Origin of the sequence: Nonomuraea roseola, from assembly GCF_039535395.1 — a bacterium.
Lineage (GTDB): Bacteria > Actinomycetota > Actinomycetes > Streptosporangiales > Streptosporangiaceae > Nonomuraea > Nonomuraea roseola.
Genome location: NZ_BAAAXC010000015.1, coordinates 1,364,017 through 1,380,388, shown reverse-complemented (window position 1 = coordinate 1,380,388; position 16,372 = coordinate 1,364,017). Strand labels below are relative to the sequence as shown.

Below are 16,372 nucleotides of genomic sequence, written 5' to 3'. Positions count from 1 at the left end.
TCCGCGGGTGGTCGGCGCTTTCAGAGGAGGGTGTGGTGGCCGCCCTCCGGGCGACGCCGGCATTCTTCGGAGACGCCGCGGAGGGTCCTCCGACGGCGACCGTGGGCCGGTGGCGGACGTTCTTGGGGAGGGCGGCGTGGGCCGCCCTCCGCACGATGCCGTGGGGTGGGTGACCTTCGGGGTCAGGTCGTGGGGGTGATGAAGAGGGGGAGACAGGCGTCGAGGTTGCGGATCTCGATGTCGGCCGCGGGGGAGAAGTCGGTGCGCTCCAGTCGGAAGCGGCGCTCTGTCGCCCGCCTGCCCATACGGTTGCGGATCTCGATGCCGTCCTCCCGGTAGCCCAGCTTCCGCGTCACCCCCAGCGAAGCGGGGTTGTCCTCGAACGCCGACGTGACCGCGTGCTCGGCGCCGAGGCCCTCGAAGGCGAAGTGGAGCACCGCCCTGCGCATCTCCGTGCCGATGCCCCTGCCCTGGAAGCGCCTGCCGATCCACGACCCGGTGCCCACCCCACGGGTGACGCCGAAGTCCTTGGCCGAGACGCCCTGGACGCCGACCACCTCACCGTCGAGCAGCACCACGAACTCCGCCGCCCACGACTCCGGAGTCCACTCGCCCCACTGGCGGAAGTGGTAACGGATCGCGCGGCGGGCGCGCTCGGCGGGCGGCACGTCCGACCACGGGAAGAGGAACGGCATGAAGCCCTCCTCGTGGATGCCCTCGGCGGCCCTGTCTCCCAGCTCGTCGAGCTGCTCGAGACTCGGCAGGCGCAGCTCCAGGCGTGGCGTGTGGATCGACAGGTCGAAGAGCGGCAAATGGCGCATGCCGTCCATTGTTTCTGTTCGGCGTCGCCGCCCGCGACGCGTTTTTCACACCCCCTGCGGCAGCCGGAACAGCCGTCCTGGGTCGTAGGCGGCCTTCACCGCCGACAGCCTGGCCGCGTTGGCGCCGTAGTAGGCCTGACGCCACCGCGCGATGTCGGGGTCGATGTAGTTCACGTACGCGTGCTCCCCGAGATGCGGCTCCATCGCCCCGCGCACGCCCCTGAGCCAGCCCCTGTCGCCCCCGTCGGCGTAGTACTGCACGCTGAACAGCGCCTGCCGGTGCGGGAAGGCGGTGGCGTCGGGCCGTACGCGGCTGATCGCCCCGCCCATCGCGTCGAGCAGGACCGCGTGGCCACCCGGACGGGCGACCCTGGCCACCAGCTCCTTGACCGCCGCGCCCGACATCTTCGCGTAGCCGAGATGCGAGGAGGCGACGAAGGCCTCGCGCGGCATCCTGCGGCACTGCGCCACCGTCCTGCCCGAGCAGCCCGCCATGATCATCATGGCGGCGCGGTGTGAGCGCTCCGCCGTGTATCTCGACGACGGGGCGCCCGCGGCCTTCACCAGCGCGTCGAGCAGCTTGGCGCAGGCCGTCCTGCCGCCCAGGTAGAGGCCGCCCACCTGCACGTCGAGGCCGCCCGCGCTGCGCGTGAGGTGGAGGTTGGCCCACAGGGCGTCGGGCGCGGACGGCGCCCACGCCTGCCACGCCCTCACCACCGAAGTGGCCCTGGACCACGGCCAGTGCAGGAAGAAGACCGTGACGTCCCTGGCCGGATGGGTGCGGAAGGTGAAGGAGAGCGCGACGCCGAAGTTGCCGCCGCCCCCGCCCCTGCAGGCCCAGAACAGGTCGCTGTGGTTGGACGCGTCGCAGGTCAGCACCCGCCCGTCGGCGGTGACGATGCGCACGGACTCCAGGGCGTCGCAGGTCAGGCCGTACTTCCTGGAGACCACGCCGAGCCCGCCGCCGAGGGTGAGGCCGGCGATCCCGACCGTGGGGCAGGTGCCGGCGGGGATGCTCACGCCGTTGGCGATCAGCTTGTCGTAGACGTCGATCAGCTTGGCGCCCGCGCCGACGGTGGCCCTGCCCGCACGGTAGGTCACGGTGTTCATCCGCGACACGTCGACGACCAGGCCCGAGCCCGTGGACCAGCCGGCGTAGGAGTGTCCGCCCGAGCGGGAGGTCACGGGGACGCGCTCGCCGCGGGCGAAGGCCAGGCACTCCGCCACGTCCTGCGGGGTGGCGCAGTAGGCGACGCCGCGTGGCCTGATCGAGTCGAAGGTCGGGTTGTAGAGACGGCGGGCGGCGTCGTACCCGGCCTGGCCCGGCCGTACGAGCGTGCCGTCGAGACCTCGGCCGAGCGCCGCCCAGTCGGGAGCCGTCGCTCCGCCGAACCCGCTCAGGGCGGCGGTGAGCAGGAAGCTGCGGCGGTCCATGGTGACTCCCTCACATCGTGAAACCGAAGGGTGAGACGCGTGACGGGACCGCCTGGTTGGTCACATTCCGGTCACCCGCTCGACGCCAGGCGCAGCGCGAGCGCCGGGCACATCTCGACCGCGCGGCGCGCGTCCCTCGCCATCCAGGCGGGCACCTCGCGAAAGGACGGGTAGCCGTGCTCGTCCAGGTCCACGAACTCGGGCAGCAGGTGCGCGCACAGACCGTGGCCCTGGCAGCGGGTCCAGTCGACGTCGAGCTGGTAGCGCGGCTCCTCCTGCGGCTCGGGCAGGGGAAGGGCGCCCCTGATCGGACGCCCGCACGAGCCGCGCCGCTCGTGGACGGCCAGGTCGCCGGCGAAGGCGTCCAGGGCCGACAGCACGAACCTCGCCGTCCCGTCGGGGTGGAAGCAGGCGCCCCTGCGTTCCACGGACCGTACGGCCCGCCGTACGTCATCGGCGTTGCCCGAGCCCTCGGTCAGCGCGCACAGCGTCCTGGCCACCTCGGGAAGTCCGAGACGGCAGGGGCCGCACTGCCCTGAGGACTGCGCGGCGAGGTAGGCGGCGACCCTGGCGACCTCGCCGAGAGGGCAGGTCGTCGAGGGGAGGGGCACCACGATCCCCGCTCCGAGGACGCCTCCGGCCAGCCGCATCCCCTCGCGGGAGACGACGGCCGTCGCCGCGGCCTCCGCGCCCAGCCAGGCCCCGTGGTAGCCGCCGACCAGCACGCCTTCGCCGGGCTCGAGCCCGCACTCCTCCAGCACGGTGGCCAGCGGCACGCCCGCCATCACCTCCACCACGGCCTCGCCGCCCACGGTGAGCAGGACGGTGCCGGGCTCGCGGGCGGTGCCCACCTCGGCGTAGCCCATGGGGCCCAGCTCGGCGAGGACGGCCAGCTGGGCGAAGGTCTCGGCGTTCGACAGCAGTGTGGGCAGCCCGCCGACGCCCTCCTCAGCCGCCCTGCGCCTGCGTCCTGCGGGGACGGCCTCGAGGCCGTTCACCCCTCGCACGAGCGCGCCGCCCTCGCCGGTGATGAAGCGCTCGGGCAGGCCGACGACCCGCATCCGCCCGCCGTACCGTTCGGCGGCTCCCGAGACGGTCGCGGCGCGGCGCTCCTCCAGCGCGGCGGCCATGGAGGCCTGCGAGACCTCCCCTTCGGCGGTCGCGACGATCACCTCGCGGGCCCGCAGCGCCTCGGCGGCCAGCAGCGCGCCGTCCAGCACGAGATGAGGGGTGCGGACCAGCAGCATCTCGTCCTTGGCGCTGGCCGGCTCGCCCTCCACGGCGTTGACCAGCACCACCCGCTCTCCGGGGGCCACCGCCCTCAGCTTGCGCGCGAACGGGAAGGCGGCCCCTCCGCGGCCTCGCAGATCCACCTCCTCGGCCAGTTCGATCAGCTCGTCCAGCTCCCTGCGCGCGGGCTCGCCGTGCAGCGCCCTGTGGGCCGGCAGGTCGAGGCGCCTGCAGTGGTCGAGCCCGGCCGTGAGCCTGGCGGGCGCGAGCCGCAGGACGCGCGGCACCCGATGCGGAATCATCCCGCCCTCCTTCTGCGCAGGTCGTCGAGGCTGACCAGCTCTCCGATCACCACGGGCTCCTCCACGACCTCCGGAACGGCAGGCGGCCTGCGAAGCGTCGCGACCGCCCTGACCAGCAACGCCGACAGCACCGCCGCCAGGCAGACGACGTAGGACCAGGCCACCCACCCCGCGGGCGGCCTGCCCGCGGTCAGGCCGTGCAGGATGGCGACGGGCCAGGCCAGGTAGGCGGCGCCGTGCATCACCCGCCACAGCCACGGCTTGCTGGTGTGGGCGAACCAGCCGCGCGTCACCCCCGTCACCGCCGCGAGCGCGAACAGGGCGAGCGCCGTCAGGCCGGTCAGCGACGACGACCTCAGCGCGGCGTGCGCGAGGAGGAAGCCGATTCCCGCCGCGGCCGCGGCCCTGTGCAGGAGCTGGCAGCGGACCCTGTTCGGGACGGACAGGAAGACCCGCTCGGTGGTGACCAGCCCGAAAGCGACCGTGAGAGTCAGCGTGACCAGGGCGAACACGCCGACGTAGAAGTCCAGGAAGGCCAGACCGTCGTTCATCAGACGCAGCCCGCGCTCGGTGCGGGCCAGCGCGACGGCCGACAGGATCAGCGCCGTCACCGACGCGGTGGCCCCCAGGCGTAGCTGCCTGGCGTCGAGGCCCGCGTGGCGCGGCTGCTTTCTGTGGAGCATCGTTTCCCTCCCGAGTTCTGCTGGGTGAGGTGTGCTGCTCGGGAAGGGGTGAGCTCAGCAGCGGCGGCCGCGGTTGATGCAGCCGACGACGAAGGACATCAGCCTGTCGGGCATGACGTTGGCGAAGTCCGCGTGGTCGGTCACCGGGTTGTGCAGCTGCTCGGGGAAGGCGTCGAGGGCGTAGGAGGGGCCCTGGGGGACGCTGTAGGTGAGGATCATCCGCAGCTGCGGGATCGCCCTGGTGCCCTGCGGGCAGCCGCCGCCCTGGCCGGGGAAGACCACGTGCGTGCGGTGGTTGGCGCTGTCGGTGTTCTGGCCGTCCCAGCAGCTGGGGAAGTCCAGGACCCTGACCACGAGGCTGCCTCGCGGGCACAGCGGGTACTTCGTGGTGACGCGGTTGGTGAAGCCGGTGCACGTCCACGCGGCGCGGGCGTTGGCGCCTCCGTTGGTCGCCGCCTTGGCGTCACCGGTGATCATCCTGAGGAAGCGGGGCATCTCGCTCACCCTGCCCGCCGCGTTGCCGCGGAACTGCATGACCGCCTGGCGGGGACGCAGCACCTGGCCGACGTTGCCGTCGGGGTCGCCGAGGTTGGCGTCGACCTTCCTGTTCCTCAGCACGGGCCAGAAGTAGGTGGACCTGTCGGAGAGCCTGCACGTGGTGCCCGCCGCGGCCAGCGACTGGTCGGTGGAGAAGGCGTCGGTGGACAGGTTGCCCACGTAGTCGTGCAGGTGGTGGGCGCCGTTGGAGACGCCTGGGGCGACGATGAAGTTGTCGGGGTTGTTGTGGCGGTTGCCGTTGGTGCCGCACTGGGAGACGAACGTGCCCCTCGACCCGGACCTGAGGCCGGCCAGGAGGTTGCCGCCGGGCTGGACGGTGCGGATGTCGACGAAGTCGGTGACGAACGGGCCGAGGTCGGCGCAGTCGTCGTCCTGCGTGGCGGACGGGCTGGGCGAGGGGCTGGGCGACCTGGTGGGGCGGGCCCTCCTGCCGTCGCCCTGCTGCCCTGACCCGGTCGGCTCCGCCTCAGGCCGCCCCGGATCCTGCGGGTCGCCGGGGTTCTGACGGTCGCCCGGGTTCTGCGGGTCGCCTGGGTTCTGACGGTCATCCGGGTTCTGAGGATTGCCGGGGTTCTGGGGGCTGCGGGCCTCGCCGGGCTCCTGCGAGGCGCGGGGATCCCTGGGGACGCCCTGGTTCTCAGGCGTGCCGGGATCCTGCGAAGCGCGAGGGTCGCGCGGAGCGCCGCTGTTCCGGGCGCCGGTTCCACGCGGGTCGGCCGGGTCCTGGGTGTCGGCGGTGCTCTGCGGATCGTCCCCGGGGTCGCTCGGCGGGGCGAGCGCCCCGCCGCCCTGGGGCGGCTGGCCCTGGCCGCTTCGGGACGGCTGGTCCTGGGAGTCCTGGGGCGGCTGGTCCTGGTCGCTCTGAGGCGGCCGGTCCTGGGCTCGTTGTTCGGTGTGTCCCGCCGGGTCGCAGTGGTCGGCGAAGGCGGGAGCGGCGCTGATGACGGCCGCGGACACCATGCCACCGGCCACCATGGCCAGGGCCGACATGGCCGCGGCCAACCGTCTGGATGTGATCACTGGTTGTCTCTCCTCGAATCGGCCGCAAGGGCGGCGGGGGCGGGGGAGGGCGTCGGAGGCTCGGGCAGCGCGTCGTAGTCGACCAGCCCCGTGCTCTCCAGAAGCGTCATGTGCTTGAGCACGAACGCGTTGGACTTCTGGGCGAACCTCCTGATCTCGTCGTTGCGGGTGCCCGCCCTGACCAGGGCGATCACGCTGAAGACCTTGCCGTGGGCGGCCCTCAGCAGGTTGGCGAAGTCCCTGTCGTAGGCGGCGCCGCTCTTGGTCGACAGCTGGGCCATCCAGCGCTGCTGGTCGGCCGAGGGCTGGCTGGGCAGGACCACGCCGAGGCGGGAGGCGACCGCGATCACCTCCTTGTCGAGCTTCAGGTGGTCCTCCACGAGGTGACGACCGACATCCTTGACGCGACGGCTGAGCGCGCGCTGCTGGGCCTGCTGGCCGGTGGGGATCTCCCAGAGGCCGGCCTGTCGTACCTTGATCAGAAGGTCCTGGTCGGAGGTGGTCGGGGCGGCGGTTGACGTCGCGGCGGGCGGTCCGGGCAGGACCAGCAGCACCGTGACCGCGGCCGCCACGAGGAAGCCGCCGAGCAGGAGCACCTCTCCGGTTAGAAGCCTGCGCATGGTCGGAGGTACGCGGCCCTGAGGGACGAGGTTCATCGCAAGTGTCGAGATAGTCAGAAATGACTGGAGTTATCGGAGTGACTACCGAGCCGATAACGAAGGTGTAAAGATGTGCCCCGTGCTAGGTCACCTCGACGACATGGAGCACCGAATACAGGCGCTCTATGAGCAGTTCGGCGGGCCTTTGCTCCGCCACGTGCGCAAGACCACAGGAAACGATCTGCAGTGGGCCGAGGACGTCGTACAGGAGACGATGGTCAGGGCCTGGCGTCACTCCGACAGACTGCAGTGGGAGCCTGGCCTTGTCTGGGCGTGGCTGCTCACTGTGGCCCGCCGCATCGTGATCGACGGCCGACGCCGAAGGAGCGCCCGGCCGCGTGAGGTCGAGCCGCCAGAGGCGGACACCGTTCCCGTTCCCGACGGCTGCGATCGGGCGTTGTCGGCGATCGTCGTCGCCGACGCCCTTCGGAGCCTGTCGCAGGAACACCGCGAAGTCATCGAGCAGACTTATCTCAGGGACCGTACGATTAGTGAGGCGGCGGAGATTCTGGGGATCCCGCCGGGCACGGTCAAGTCCAGGCTCTATTACGGGATCAGGGCTCTGCGTGGGTTGCTGCGGGACAAGGGGGTTGCCGGCTGATGCATCCTGAGGTGGCTGCCTACGTGCTCGGAGTTCTCGACGACGCCGACCTCCAGGCGTTCGAACGCCACCTCGACTCATGCGAGCGGTGCCAGAAGGAGCTCAAGGAGCTCCAGGACGTGCCGGATCTGCTCGACGACCTCAAACTCCAGACCTCGGCGTCAGAGGACGACGACCCCCCGATCTCCATGTCACGTTGACGTCCGTGTACTTTTCGGGTGATATCGGGTACGTCCGGTCAACGAGGACCGGGCTATTGGGGGAGGTGCCCGGTGGTGGGGACAGGAGCCATGCCTCCTGACCGACGTTTCGGCGAGGAGGGCGCCCGCCTTTCCTACGGCGGTTATCTCCGCCTGCCGGAACTGCTCGCCCAGCAGGAGCCCGAGTCGTCGGCCCCTGACGAGTTGCTGTTCATCACCGTCCACCAGGTGTACGAGCTGTGGTTCAAGCTGCTGCTCCACGAACTGGAGAGCGCCCGAGAGGCGATGTCGGCCGGTGAGCTGTGGAAGGCCAGGCACCTGTTCAAGCGCGTCCACGCGGTCGAACGCGTGCTCGTCGAGCAGGTGGACGTACTGGAGACGATGACGCCCCAGGACTTCCTGGAGTTCCGCGCGCAGCTCGCGCCCGCCAGCGGCTTCCAGTCGGTGCAGTTCCGCGAGCTGGAGTTCCTGTCGGGAGCCAAGGATCCCCGCTACCTCCAGCGGGTGCGCAACGCCGGCGAGGACGAACTCGCCAGGTTGCGCAGGCGGCTGGAGGAGCCCACATTGTGGGATGCTTATCTCACCGCCCTCTCCCAGCGCGGCCTGCCGATCTCCGACGAGGAGATCATGGGCTCGCTGCTGGCCGTGGCGAGGGACCGCGGGGCGCACGACGACCTGTGGCAACTGGCCGAAGATCTGCTGACCCATGACGAGACGTGCGCCATGTGGCGCATGCGCCACGTCCAGATGGTCGAGCGGCAGATCGGTACCAAGTCGGGCACCGGCGGCTCGACCGGCGCGCCGTACCTCAGGGAACGCACGCGCCTGCACTACTTCCCCCTGCTGTGGGAACTAAGAGGCTGGCTGTGACCAGCATCCAATATGGCAAACCCTCACAAAGGAGTGAGAGCGACATGCCGCTCGACGAGGCCAAGGACGAGTTGCTCCAGAACGCGGCGCAGATATGCGCGGCGGGCGGCGACCACGCGAGCCCCGAGGAGGCTCTGGCCTATCTGCGCGTCTACTACCGGCACGTCGCGGCCGAGGACCTTCTCGACCGCGACCCCGTGGACGTGTACGGCCCCGCGATGTCGCACCGGCAACTGGCCGAGACGCGCCCACAGGGCAGGGCGGTGGTGAGGGCCTACACGCCCACCGCCGAGGAGAACGGCTGGGACCCCGGCCACTCCGTCGTGGAGGTGGTCACCGACGACATGCCCTTCCTCGTCGACTCGGTGACGATGGAGCTCGACAGGCACGACATCGGCATCCACCTGATCGTCCACCCGCAGATGCGGGTGCGCCGCGACATGACGGGCAGGATGCTCGGCCGTGGCCAGGAGGACGTCACGGGCCAGATGCTGGTCGAGTCGTGGATGCACATCGAGATCGACAGGCAGGCCGATCCCGAGGTGCTCAGGTCGGTCGAGGCCGACCTGCAGCGCGTGCTGTCCGACGTGCGGCATGCCGTCGAGGACTTCGCCAAGATGCGGGCGCTTGCCGTACAGACCGCAGAGGATCTGACGATGAACCCGCCGCCGCTGGAGCCCGCGGAGGTCGAGGACAGCCTCGACCTGCTGCGCTGGCTGGCCGACGGGCACTTCACCTTCCTCGGGTACAGGGAGTACCGCCTGGAGGACAGCGACCAGGGCGAGGTGCTGCGCGCGGTTCCGGGGGCGGCACTCGGCATCCTGCGCGCCGACAAGCCGGGCTCGGCGAGCTTCTCCGCGCTGCCGCCCGAGGTGCGGGCCAAGGCCAGGGAGAAGCAGCTCCTGATCATCACCAAGGCCAACTCGCGCGCGACCGTGCACAGGCCGGCCTACCTCGACTACGTCGGGGTGAAGCTGTTCTCGCCCGAGGGCGAGGTGATCGGGGAGCGGCGCTTCCTCGGCCTGTTCACCCACGTGGCCTACAACGAGTCGATCTCCAGGATCCCCGTGGTGCGGCGCAAGCTCGCCGAGGTGCTCGACCAGGCGGGGCTGAGCGCCGAGAGCCACGACGGCAAGGACCTCATCGAGATCCTCGAGACCTACCCGCGCGGCGAGCTGTTCCAGACCCCCGTGGACGAACTGGTGCCGATCGCCCTCGGCGTGCTGCGGCTGCGCGAGCGCAAGAAGGTCAAGCTGTTCCTGCGGCGCGACGACTACGGCCGCTACATCTCCTGCCTGGTCTACCTGCCGCGCGACCGCTACACCACCAAGGTCAGGCTGAAGATGCAGGACATCCTGCTCAAGGCCCTCGGCGGCTCCTCCCTCGACTACAGCGCCATGATCGGCGAGTCCACGCTGGCCAGGCTGCACGTGGTCGTGCGTGGCGAGCGCGGCAAGCCGCTGCCCCAGCACGGCGTCGACGTCGACGAACTGGAGGCCCGCCTCGCCGCGATCACCAGGTCGTGGGAGGACGACCTGGCCACCGCGATCGGCGAGATGGCGACCGAGGAGGAGGCCCCGGCGCTCGTCAGGCGCTACCAGGCGGCCTTCCCCGAGGGGTACAAGGCCGACTTCCCGCCCAAGATGGCCGTGGTCGACCTGCGCCGCCTGGAGGAGCTGGTCGGCAAGGGCGACGACGAGATCGGCATCAACCTCTACGAGCCGTACGACGCCGCCGAGGGCGAGCGGCGGCTGAAGATCTACAAGCTCGACTCGCCGATCTCGCTGTCGCACGTGCTGCCGCTCATCCAGCGGCTCGGCGTCGAGGTCGTGGACGAGCGCCCCTACGAGATCGACCGTGACAACGACCCCGCCACCAAGAACGCCTGGATCTACGACTTCGGGCTGCGCTACACGCCGTCGGACGAGGTCGACCGCAACGACTTCAAGAGGCTCTTCCAGGAGGCGCTCGCGGCGCTCTGGACCGGCCAGGTGCAGGCCGACAACTTCAACGCGCTGGTCCTGTCCGCCGGGCTGACCTGGGAGCAGGCGGAGATCCTGCGGGTCTACGCCAAGTACCTGCGCCAGGCCGGCAGTACCTTCAGCCAGCGCTACATGGAGCGGGTGCTGCTCGGCAACGTACGGCTGTCGCGGCTGCTGGTGCGGCTGTTCGAGGCCAGGCTCGACCCCAAGCGCTCCGACGAGGTGCGCGCCGACCTGAGCGAGGCGCTGCACGAGGAGATCCTCGGCGCGCTCGACGAGGTCGCCTCGCTCGACGAGGACCGGATCCTGCGGGCCTACCTGGAGATGATCCAGGCGACGCTGCGGACGAACTACTACCAGCTCGACGCGGACGGGCGGCGCAAGCCGTACATCTCGCTGAAGGTCGACCCGCAGGCGATCAGCGTGCTGCCGCTGCCCCGCCCGCGCTACGAGATCTTCGTCTACTCGCCCAGGGTCGAGGGCGTGCACCTGCGCTTCGGCAAGGTGGCCCGTGGCGGCCTGCGCTGGTCGGACCGCATGGAGGACTTCCGCACCGAGATCCTCGGCCTGGTCAAGGCGCAGATGGTGAAGAACACCGTCATCGTGCCCACCGGTTCGAAGGGCGGCTTCGTGGTGAAGCGCCCGCCGTCCTCGGGCAACCGCGAGGAGGTCATGGCCGAGGGCATCGCCTGCTACCGGATGTTCATCTCCGGGCTGCTCGACCTCACCGACAACCTGGTCGACGGCCAGGTCGTGCCTCCGAAGGACGTCGTCAGGCACGACGGCGACGACACCTACCTCGTCGTCGCGGCCGACAAGGGCACCGCCACCTTCTCCGACATCGCCAACAGCGTCTCCAAGGAGTACGGCTTCTGGCTGGGCGACGCCTTCGCCTCGGGCGGCTCCATCGGCTACGACCACAAGGCGATGGGCATCACCGCCCGCGGCGCGTGGGAGTCGGTGAAGTACCACTTCCGCACGGCCGGCGTCGACATCCAGTCCACGGACTTCACCGTGGCCGGCATCGGCGACATGTCGGGCGACGTGTTCGGCAACGGCATGCTGCTGTCGCAGCACATCCGTCTGATCGCCGCCTTCGACCACCGGCACATCTTCATCGACCCCGACCCCGACGCGGCGCGCTCCTTCGCCGAGCGGCAGCGGCTGTTCGAGCTGCCGCGCAGCTCGTGGGCCGACTACGCGACCGACCTGATCTCCGCCGGTGGCGGCGTCTTCTCGCGCGGCGCCAAGTCGATCCAGATCACGCCGCAGATGCGCGCCGCGCTGGGGATTTCTGCCGATATTTCGGCATTGCCGCCCAACGACCTGATCAGCGCCATCCTGCGCGCGCCGGTGGACCTGCTGTGGAACGGCGGCATCGGCACCTACGTCAAGGCCTCGTCCGAGTCCAACGCCGACGTCGGCGACAAGGCCAACGACTCGCTGCGCGTCAACGCGGCCGACCTGCGCTGCAAGGTCATCGGCGAGGGCGGCAACCTGGGCTTCACCCAGCTGGCCCGCATCGAGTTCGCGCTCAACGGCGGCCTGGTCAACACCGACTTCATCGACAACTCCGCGGGCGTCGACACCTCCGACCACGAGGTGAACATCAAGATCCTGCTCGACCAGGTCGTCCGCGACGGCGAACTGACCGACAAGCAGCGCAACCAGGTCTTCACCTCCATGACCGACGAGGTGGCCGACCTGGTGCTGCGCGACAACCACGCGCAGAACGTGGTGCTCGCCGCGGCCCGCGCGCAGGCGCCGGAGATGCTCCACATCCACGCCCGCTACCTGCGCCGCCTCGAAAGGGACGGGCTGGTCAACAGGGAGCTGGAGTTCCTGCCGTCGGACAAGACGCTCGCCGAGCGCCGCCAGGCCGGCATCGGGCTGACCGCGCCGGAGTTCTCCGTCCTGCTGGCCTACACCAAGCTGGCGGTCGACGCCGAGCTGCTCGGCTCCGACCTGCCCGACGACCCGTACCTGGCCTCCTGGCTGGTCTCGTACTTCCCCTCGGCCCTGCGCGAGCGCTTCCGCACCTACATGGACGCCCACCCGCTGCGCCGCGAGATCATCACCACCTGCGTGGTGAACGAGCTCGTCAACTCCACGGGCACCACGTTCATGTTCCGCTTCGGTGAGGAGACGGGCGCCTCCTCCCAGGACATCGCGCGGGCCTACCTGGTCACCAGGGAGGTCTTCGACCTGCCCAGCTTCACCAAGGGGGTGGAGGCCCTGGACAACAAGGTCGACACCCGCACCCAGCTCGCCATGCTGCTGGAGGCGCGCAAGCTGGCCGAACGCGGCACCCGCTGGCTGCTCGGCAACCGGCGCCCGCCGCTCGACCTGGCCGGATCGGTGAGCTTCTTCGTGAAGGGCGTCAACGGCCTGCTCACCCACCTGCCGAAGCTGCTGACCGGGCCCGACCTGGCCGCCTACGAGGACCGCCGCGACAACTTCCTCGCCCGCGGCGTCCCCCTCGAACTGGCCGAGCGGGCCGCGGCCATGGTGCCCGCCTACTCCACCTTCGACCTGGTGGAGATCTCCGCGGTCACCGGACGCCCTGTCAACGAGGTCGCCGAGGTCTACTTCGACCTCGCCGACCGGCTCCAGCTGGCCAGGCTCAGGGAGCGCGTCATCGCGCTGCCGCGCGACAACCGCTGGAACTCCATGGCGCGCTCGTCGCTGCGCGACGACCTCTACGCCGCGCACGCCTCGCTCACCCGCGACGTGCTGGCCCACAGCTCGCCTGGGAGCTCGCCGGAGGAGCGGCTGGCCACGTGGACCGAGGGCAACTCGGCGGCGGTCTCCAGGGCCCGCCAGACGCTGTCGGAGATCTGGGAGAGCGACAACTTCGACCTCGCGACGCTGTCGGTGGCCCTGCGCGCGATCCGCACCCTGGTCGCCACCAGCAACCTGCCCCACACCGAGGCCTGACCGGCCGCCCGACGGCCGGGGGCGCGCTCCACGCGCCCCCGGCCGTCGCCGGCTCCGCTGCGGCAGCGGCCTGGACGGGCGCGCAGAAGTCCACTTCCGTGGACGCGGATCAGAGGCCGCTGCCCTTGGTGATGGCGCCGTCGTAGGCGATGACCGTGGCGGCGGAGGCGGGCGGGACCGTGGCGACGTACTGCTGGGTCTCGAAGATCTTGATGTTGTCCCTGTACTGCTCCCTCGTCAGGGCCCAGCGGCCCTCGGGAGGGACGGGCAGGAACGGGCTGACGGAGATCACGCTGTTCATCGAGGTGGTTCTCAGCAGGGAGTACTGCACGAGCGCGCCGCCGTCGACCGTGCGCAGCGCGTAGACGGGGTAGTCGGCGGCGCTGAAGATCGAGTCGTAGGTGAAGCCGTCCTTCTTCGCCGCCGTGCGGTTGTCGGCGATCTCCGCGGCCGTCTCCGAGGTGTAGGGACCCGCGGCGATGAGCCCGGCGGCGATGCCCGCGGGCCCGCGCTCGGCGATGGTGGCGTGCAGCGGGGCGATGTAGCGCGGGCTGATCTGCACGCCCTTGTCCTCGGAGCCGACGACCTCGGCGTAGCCCGCGGTGTCGAGCTTCACCTCGGGCAGCCGCTGACCCGGCAGCAGGAGGGCCAGGGCGCTCAGCCGCCAGTCGGGGCCCTTGGCGAAGGTGAGGACGGCGGTGCGGTCGTCGCGCGGGACCACGACGGAGAACCACAGCGGCTCGTCGGGAAGCAGCCGGGGCACGAGGAAGGTGGGGGTGCCCCAGCGGTGGCGGGCGGGACGGTCGCCGGTCGAGGCGAAGTCCGCGGTGGTGAGGTCGGCTCTGCCGTCGCGGGTGAGCTCCCGGCCCAGCCGTCTCTCGCCCGCCGCGCGCAGCAGGTCGTCGGTGACGACGTACTCGGAGAAGGCGTTGGCCGCCTCGCTCAGCGACACCCCTGGGGCCACGGAGGGGGTGGTCGGAGCGGCGGCGGCGGCGGAGGTGGCCGCCGCGACAGGCGAGGAGGACGGTTCACCAGAACCCGAGCAGGCCGTCGCCGCGGCCAGCAGACCGGCGGCGAGGGCCAGCATTCTCCGCCGCCCGTATGCACGCACGTCGCCATGTTATGGGGTGCGCGCAGGTCGCGTACCCTTGGTAGACGTGGCAGACATAGATCCGGCAGAAGAGATCAGCGCGCTCGCGGGCACAATGCGGAGCATTCAGGACGTTCTCGACCTCGACTCCATGCGCAAGCAGATCGAGGAGCTGGAGGAGCAGGTCGCCGCACCTGATCTGTGGAACGACCCCGACCAGGCGCAGAAGGTCACCAGCAAGCTCTCCCACCTGCAGGGCGAGCTCAACAGGGTCGAGGCGCTCGGGCGCCGCATCGACGACCTGACGGTCCTGTTCGAGCTGGCGGCCGAGGAGGACGACGCCGACACCAGGGTGGAGGCCGACAAGGAGCTCGCGACCCTGCGCGCCGACATCGGCGCGATGGAGGTCCGCACGCTGCTGTCGGGCGAGTACGACGCCCGCGAGGCGCTCGTCACCATCAACTCGCAGGCCGGCGGCGTCGACGCGGCCGACTGGGCCGAGATGCTGCTGCGCATGTACCTGCGCTGGGCCGAGCGCAAGGGCTACTCCACGGAGGTCTACGACACCTCCTACGCCGAAGAGGCGGGCATCAAGTCCGCCACGTTCGCCGTCAAGGCGCCCTACGCCTACGGCACGCTGCGCGGCGAGCACGGCACCCACCGCCTGGTCCGCATCAGCCCCTTCGACAACCAGGGCCGCCGCCAGACCTCGTTCGCCGGCGTCGACATCGTGCCCGTGGTCGAGCAGACCGACCACATCGACATCAACGAGGACGACCTGCGCGTCGACGTCTACCGCTCCAGCGGTCCTGGCGGTCAGGGCGTCAACACCACCGACTCCGCGGTGCGCATCACCCACCTGCCCACCGGCATCGTGGTCTCCTGCCAGAACGAGCGCTCGCAGCTGCAGAACCGCGCCTCGGCGATGAACGTCCTGCAGGCCAAGCTGCTCGAGCGCAAGCGGCAGGAGGAGGCCGACAAGATGTCGGAGCTGCGCGGCGCCTCGACCACGTCGTGGGGCACGCAGATCCGCAACTACGTCCTGCACCCGTACCAGATCGTGAAGGACCTGCGCACGGCGCACGAGGCGGGCAACCCGACGGCGGTCCTCGACGGCGACCTCGACGACTTCATCGAGAGCGAGATCCGCTGGATGCGCCGCCAGGAGTCGGCGGAATAGATCATCACCCGGTACGGCGGAGCCCGGCAGAGCGCCTCCGTCGTCACCGCCGGACGCCCGTCGAAGGGACGCTCCCCGGGATCCGCCACGTCCCGCCGCGACGGAGGGCCTCACCTCGGGCGTCCGCGTGCGCGAACAGGGAGTAGCGCGTCGAAGGGCGATCTCTTCGGCGCCGCGGCCTCAAGCCGGACGCGGGCCTGAGCCGCGATGGTTTCTGTGAGCCGTCGCCCACGGACCCGACAGGCGATCACCGGTAGCCACGACACCGCCGGCCGTACGCCAGGGCCGTCGGATGTGCGGACGGCCGGACCGTCAGGTCTGTCGACGGCAGGGCCATCGAGTGCGCGGACGGCAGAACCCTCAGGTGTGGGGACGGCGGGGCCGTCAGGTGTGGACGGCAGCACCCCTCGGGCGTGGTGACGGCAGGCCGTCAGGTGAGGTGCTGGAGCGCCAGGGCGAGGAAGAGAAGGGCGATCAGGGCGGCGAGGATCAGCGTCGGAGAGATCCCGTGCTGGTGCATGCGCTCGCGGTTGGCGCGGCACAGCGCGCAACGACCCTCGATGACCGGGTGGGCGCACTGGGCGCAGACGAGGTGTTCACAACTCATGTCACCCTCCACTCTAGACGGTTCTCAGGTAACAGAATCGTTTTGTTTCCGTTATGGACGTTCCATGCCAGTCTTCCCCCTAGACTGTCCTGCAGCCAAGCGGAACGTCGATCATCAGTAAAGATGGGCGTCCCCGCTGGCGGGCGGTGGGAAGTGGGCATGTGCCACCCTCGCTTCCGTCCGGACCCCTAGACTGGC

At 70.4% G+C, this 16,372-nt stretch carries 13 protein-coding genes; 5 read left to right on the top strand and 8 right to left on the bottom strand.

Annotated elements, in window-relative coordinates; genetic code table 11:
- Nucleotides 1–182: 182 nt before the first annotated feature.
- The 6 genes from ABFX55_RS29455 to ABFX55_RS29430 all read right to left on the bottom strand — a co-directional run bounded on the left by ABFX55_RS29455 (nt 183) and on the right by ABFX55_RS29430 (nt 6,668).
- A complete protein-coding gene (locus tag ABFX55_RS29455; RefSeq protein WP_346126000.1) occupies nt 183–821 on the bottom strand; it encodes a GNAT family N-acetyltransferase in 639 nt (212 codons plus the stop codon).
- A 45-nt stretch (nt 822–866) separates the two neighbouring features.
- Nucleotides 867–2,255, bottom strand: a complete 1,389-nt coding sequence (locus ABFX55_RS29450; protein WP_346125999.1) for an FAD-binding oxidoreductase — start codon at nt 2,253–2,255, stop codon at nt 867–869.
- A 71-nt stretch (nt 2,256–2,326) separates the two neighbouring features.
- Entirely contained in the window at nt 2,327–3,787 is a 1,461-nt protein-coding gene (locus ABFX55_RS29445) for an NADH-ubiquinone oxidoreductase-F iron-sulfur binding region domain-containing protein (protein WP_346125998.1), read from the bottom strand.
- Nucleotides 3,784–4,470, bottom strand: a complete 687-nt coding sequence (locus ABFX55_RS29440) for a hypothetical protein (protein WP_346125997.1) — start codon at nt 4,468–4,470, stop codon at nt 3,784–3,786. The genes ABFX55_RS29445 and ABFX55_RS29440 overlap by 4 nt, the downstream gene beginning before the upstream one ends.
- Before the next feature lie 54 nt (nt 4,471–4,524).
- Nucleotides 4,525–6,048: a DUF1996 domain-containing protein gene (locus tag ABFX55_RS29435; protein ID WP_346125996.1), complete on the bottom strand. Its 1,524-nt coding sequence runs from the start codon at nt 6,046–6,048 to the stop codon at nt 4,525–4,527.
- On the bottom strand, nt 6,045–6,668 hold the full coding sequence (locus ABFX55_RS29430) for a DUF4142 domain-containing protein (RefSeq protein ID WP_183649861.1): 624 nt from the start codon (nt 6,666–6,668) through the stop codon (nt 6,045–6,047). The genes ABFX55_RS29435 and ABFX55_RS29430 overlap by 4 nt, the downstream gene beginning before the upstream one ends.
- A 109-nt stretch (nt 6,669–6,777) precedes the next feature.
- On the opposite strand from ABFX55_RS29430, the gene ABFX55_RS29425 reads away from it, so the two are divergent.
- The 4 genes from ABFX55_RS29425 to ABFX55_RS29410 all read left to right on the top strand — a co-directional run bounded on the left by ABFX55_RS29425 (nt 6,778) and on the right by ABFX55_RS29410 (nt 13,297).
- On the top strand, nt 6,778–7,308 hold the full coding sequence (locus tag ABFX55_RS29425) for a sigma-70 family RNA polymerase sigma factor (RefSeq protein ID WP_183649858.1): 531 nt from the start codon (nt 6,778–6,780) through the stop codon (nt 7,306–7,308).
- A gap of 11 nt (nt 7,309–7,319) precedes the next feature.
- Nucleotides 7,320–7,508, top strand: a complete 189-nt coding sequence (locus ABFX55_RS29420) for a zf-HC2 domain-containing protein (RefSeq protein WP_346125995.1) — start codon at nt 7,320–7,322, stop codon at nt 7,506–7,508.
- Between the two features lie 90 nt (nt 7,509–7,598).
- Nucleotides 7,599–8,378 (top strand): tryptophan 2,3-dioxygenase, encoded by a 780-nt coding sequence (locus ABFX55_RS29415; protein WP_346125994.1) that lies wholly within the window; start codon nt 7,599–7,601, stop codon nt 8,376–8,378.
- A 44-nt stretch (nt 8,379–8,422) separates the two neighbouring features.
- The gene (locus ABFX55_RS29410) at nt 8,423–13,297 is read left to right on the top strand and encodes an NAD-glutamate dehydrogenase (RefSeq protein ID WP_346125993.1); all 4,875 of its coding nucleotides are present in this window, start codon (nt 8,423–8,425) and stop codon (nt 13,295–13,297) included.
- Nucleotides 13,298–13,406: 109 nt separating this feature from the next.
- On the opposite strand, the gene ABFX55_RS29405 is transcribed toward ABFX55_RS29410, so the two are convergent.
- Nucleotides 13,407–14,408, bottom strand: a complete 1,002-nt coding sequence (locus ABFX55_RS29405; protein WP_346125992.1) for a DUF8094 domain-containing protein — start codon at nt 14,406–14,408, stop codon at nt 13,407–13,409.
- A 46-nt stretch (nt 14,409–14,454) separates the two neighbouring features.
- Between ABFX55_RS29405 and prfB the strand changes: the two genes are divergently transcribed.
- Nucleotides 14,455–15,567, top strand: a complete 1,113-nt coding sequence (prfB, locus tag ABFX55_RS29400; RefSeq protein ID WP_346125991.1) for a peptide chain release factor 2 — start codon at nt 14,455–14,457, stop codon at nt 15,565–15,567.
- A 430-nt stretch (nt 15,568–15,997) separates the two neighbouring features.
- Here the strand turns inward: prfB and ABFX55_RS29395 are convergent, their stop codons facing one another.
- A complete protein-coding gene (locus ABFX55_RS29395; RefSeq protein WP_346125990.1) occupies nt 15,998–16,174 on the bottom strand; it encodes a hypothetical protein in 177 nt (58 codons plus the stop codon).
- Nucleotides 16,175–16,372: the final 198 nt, after the last annotated feature.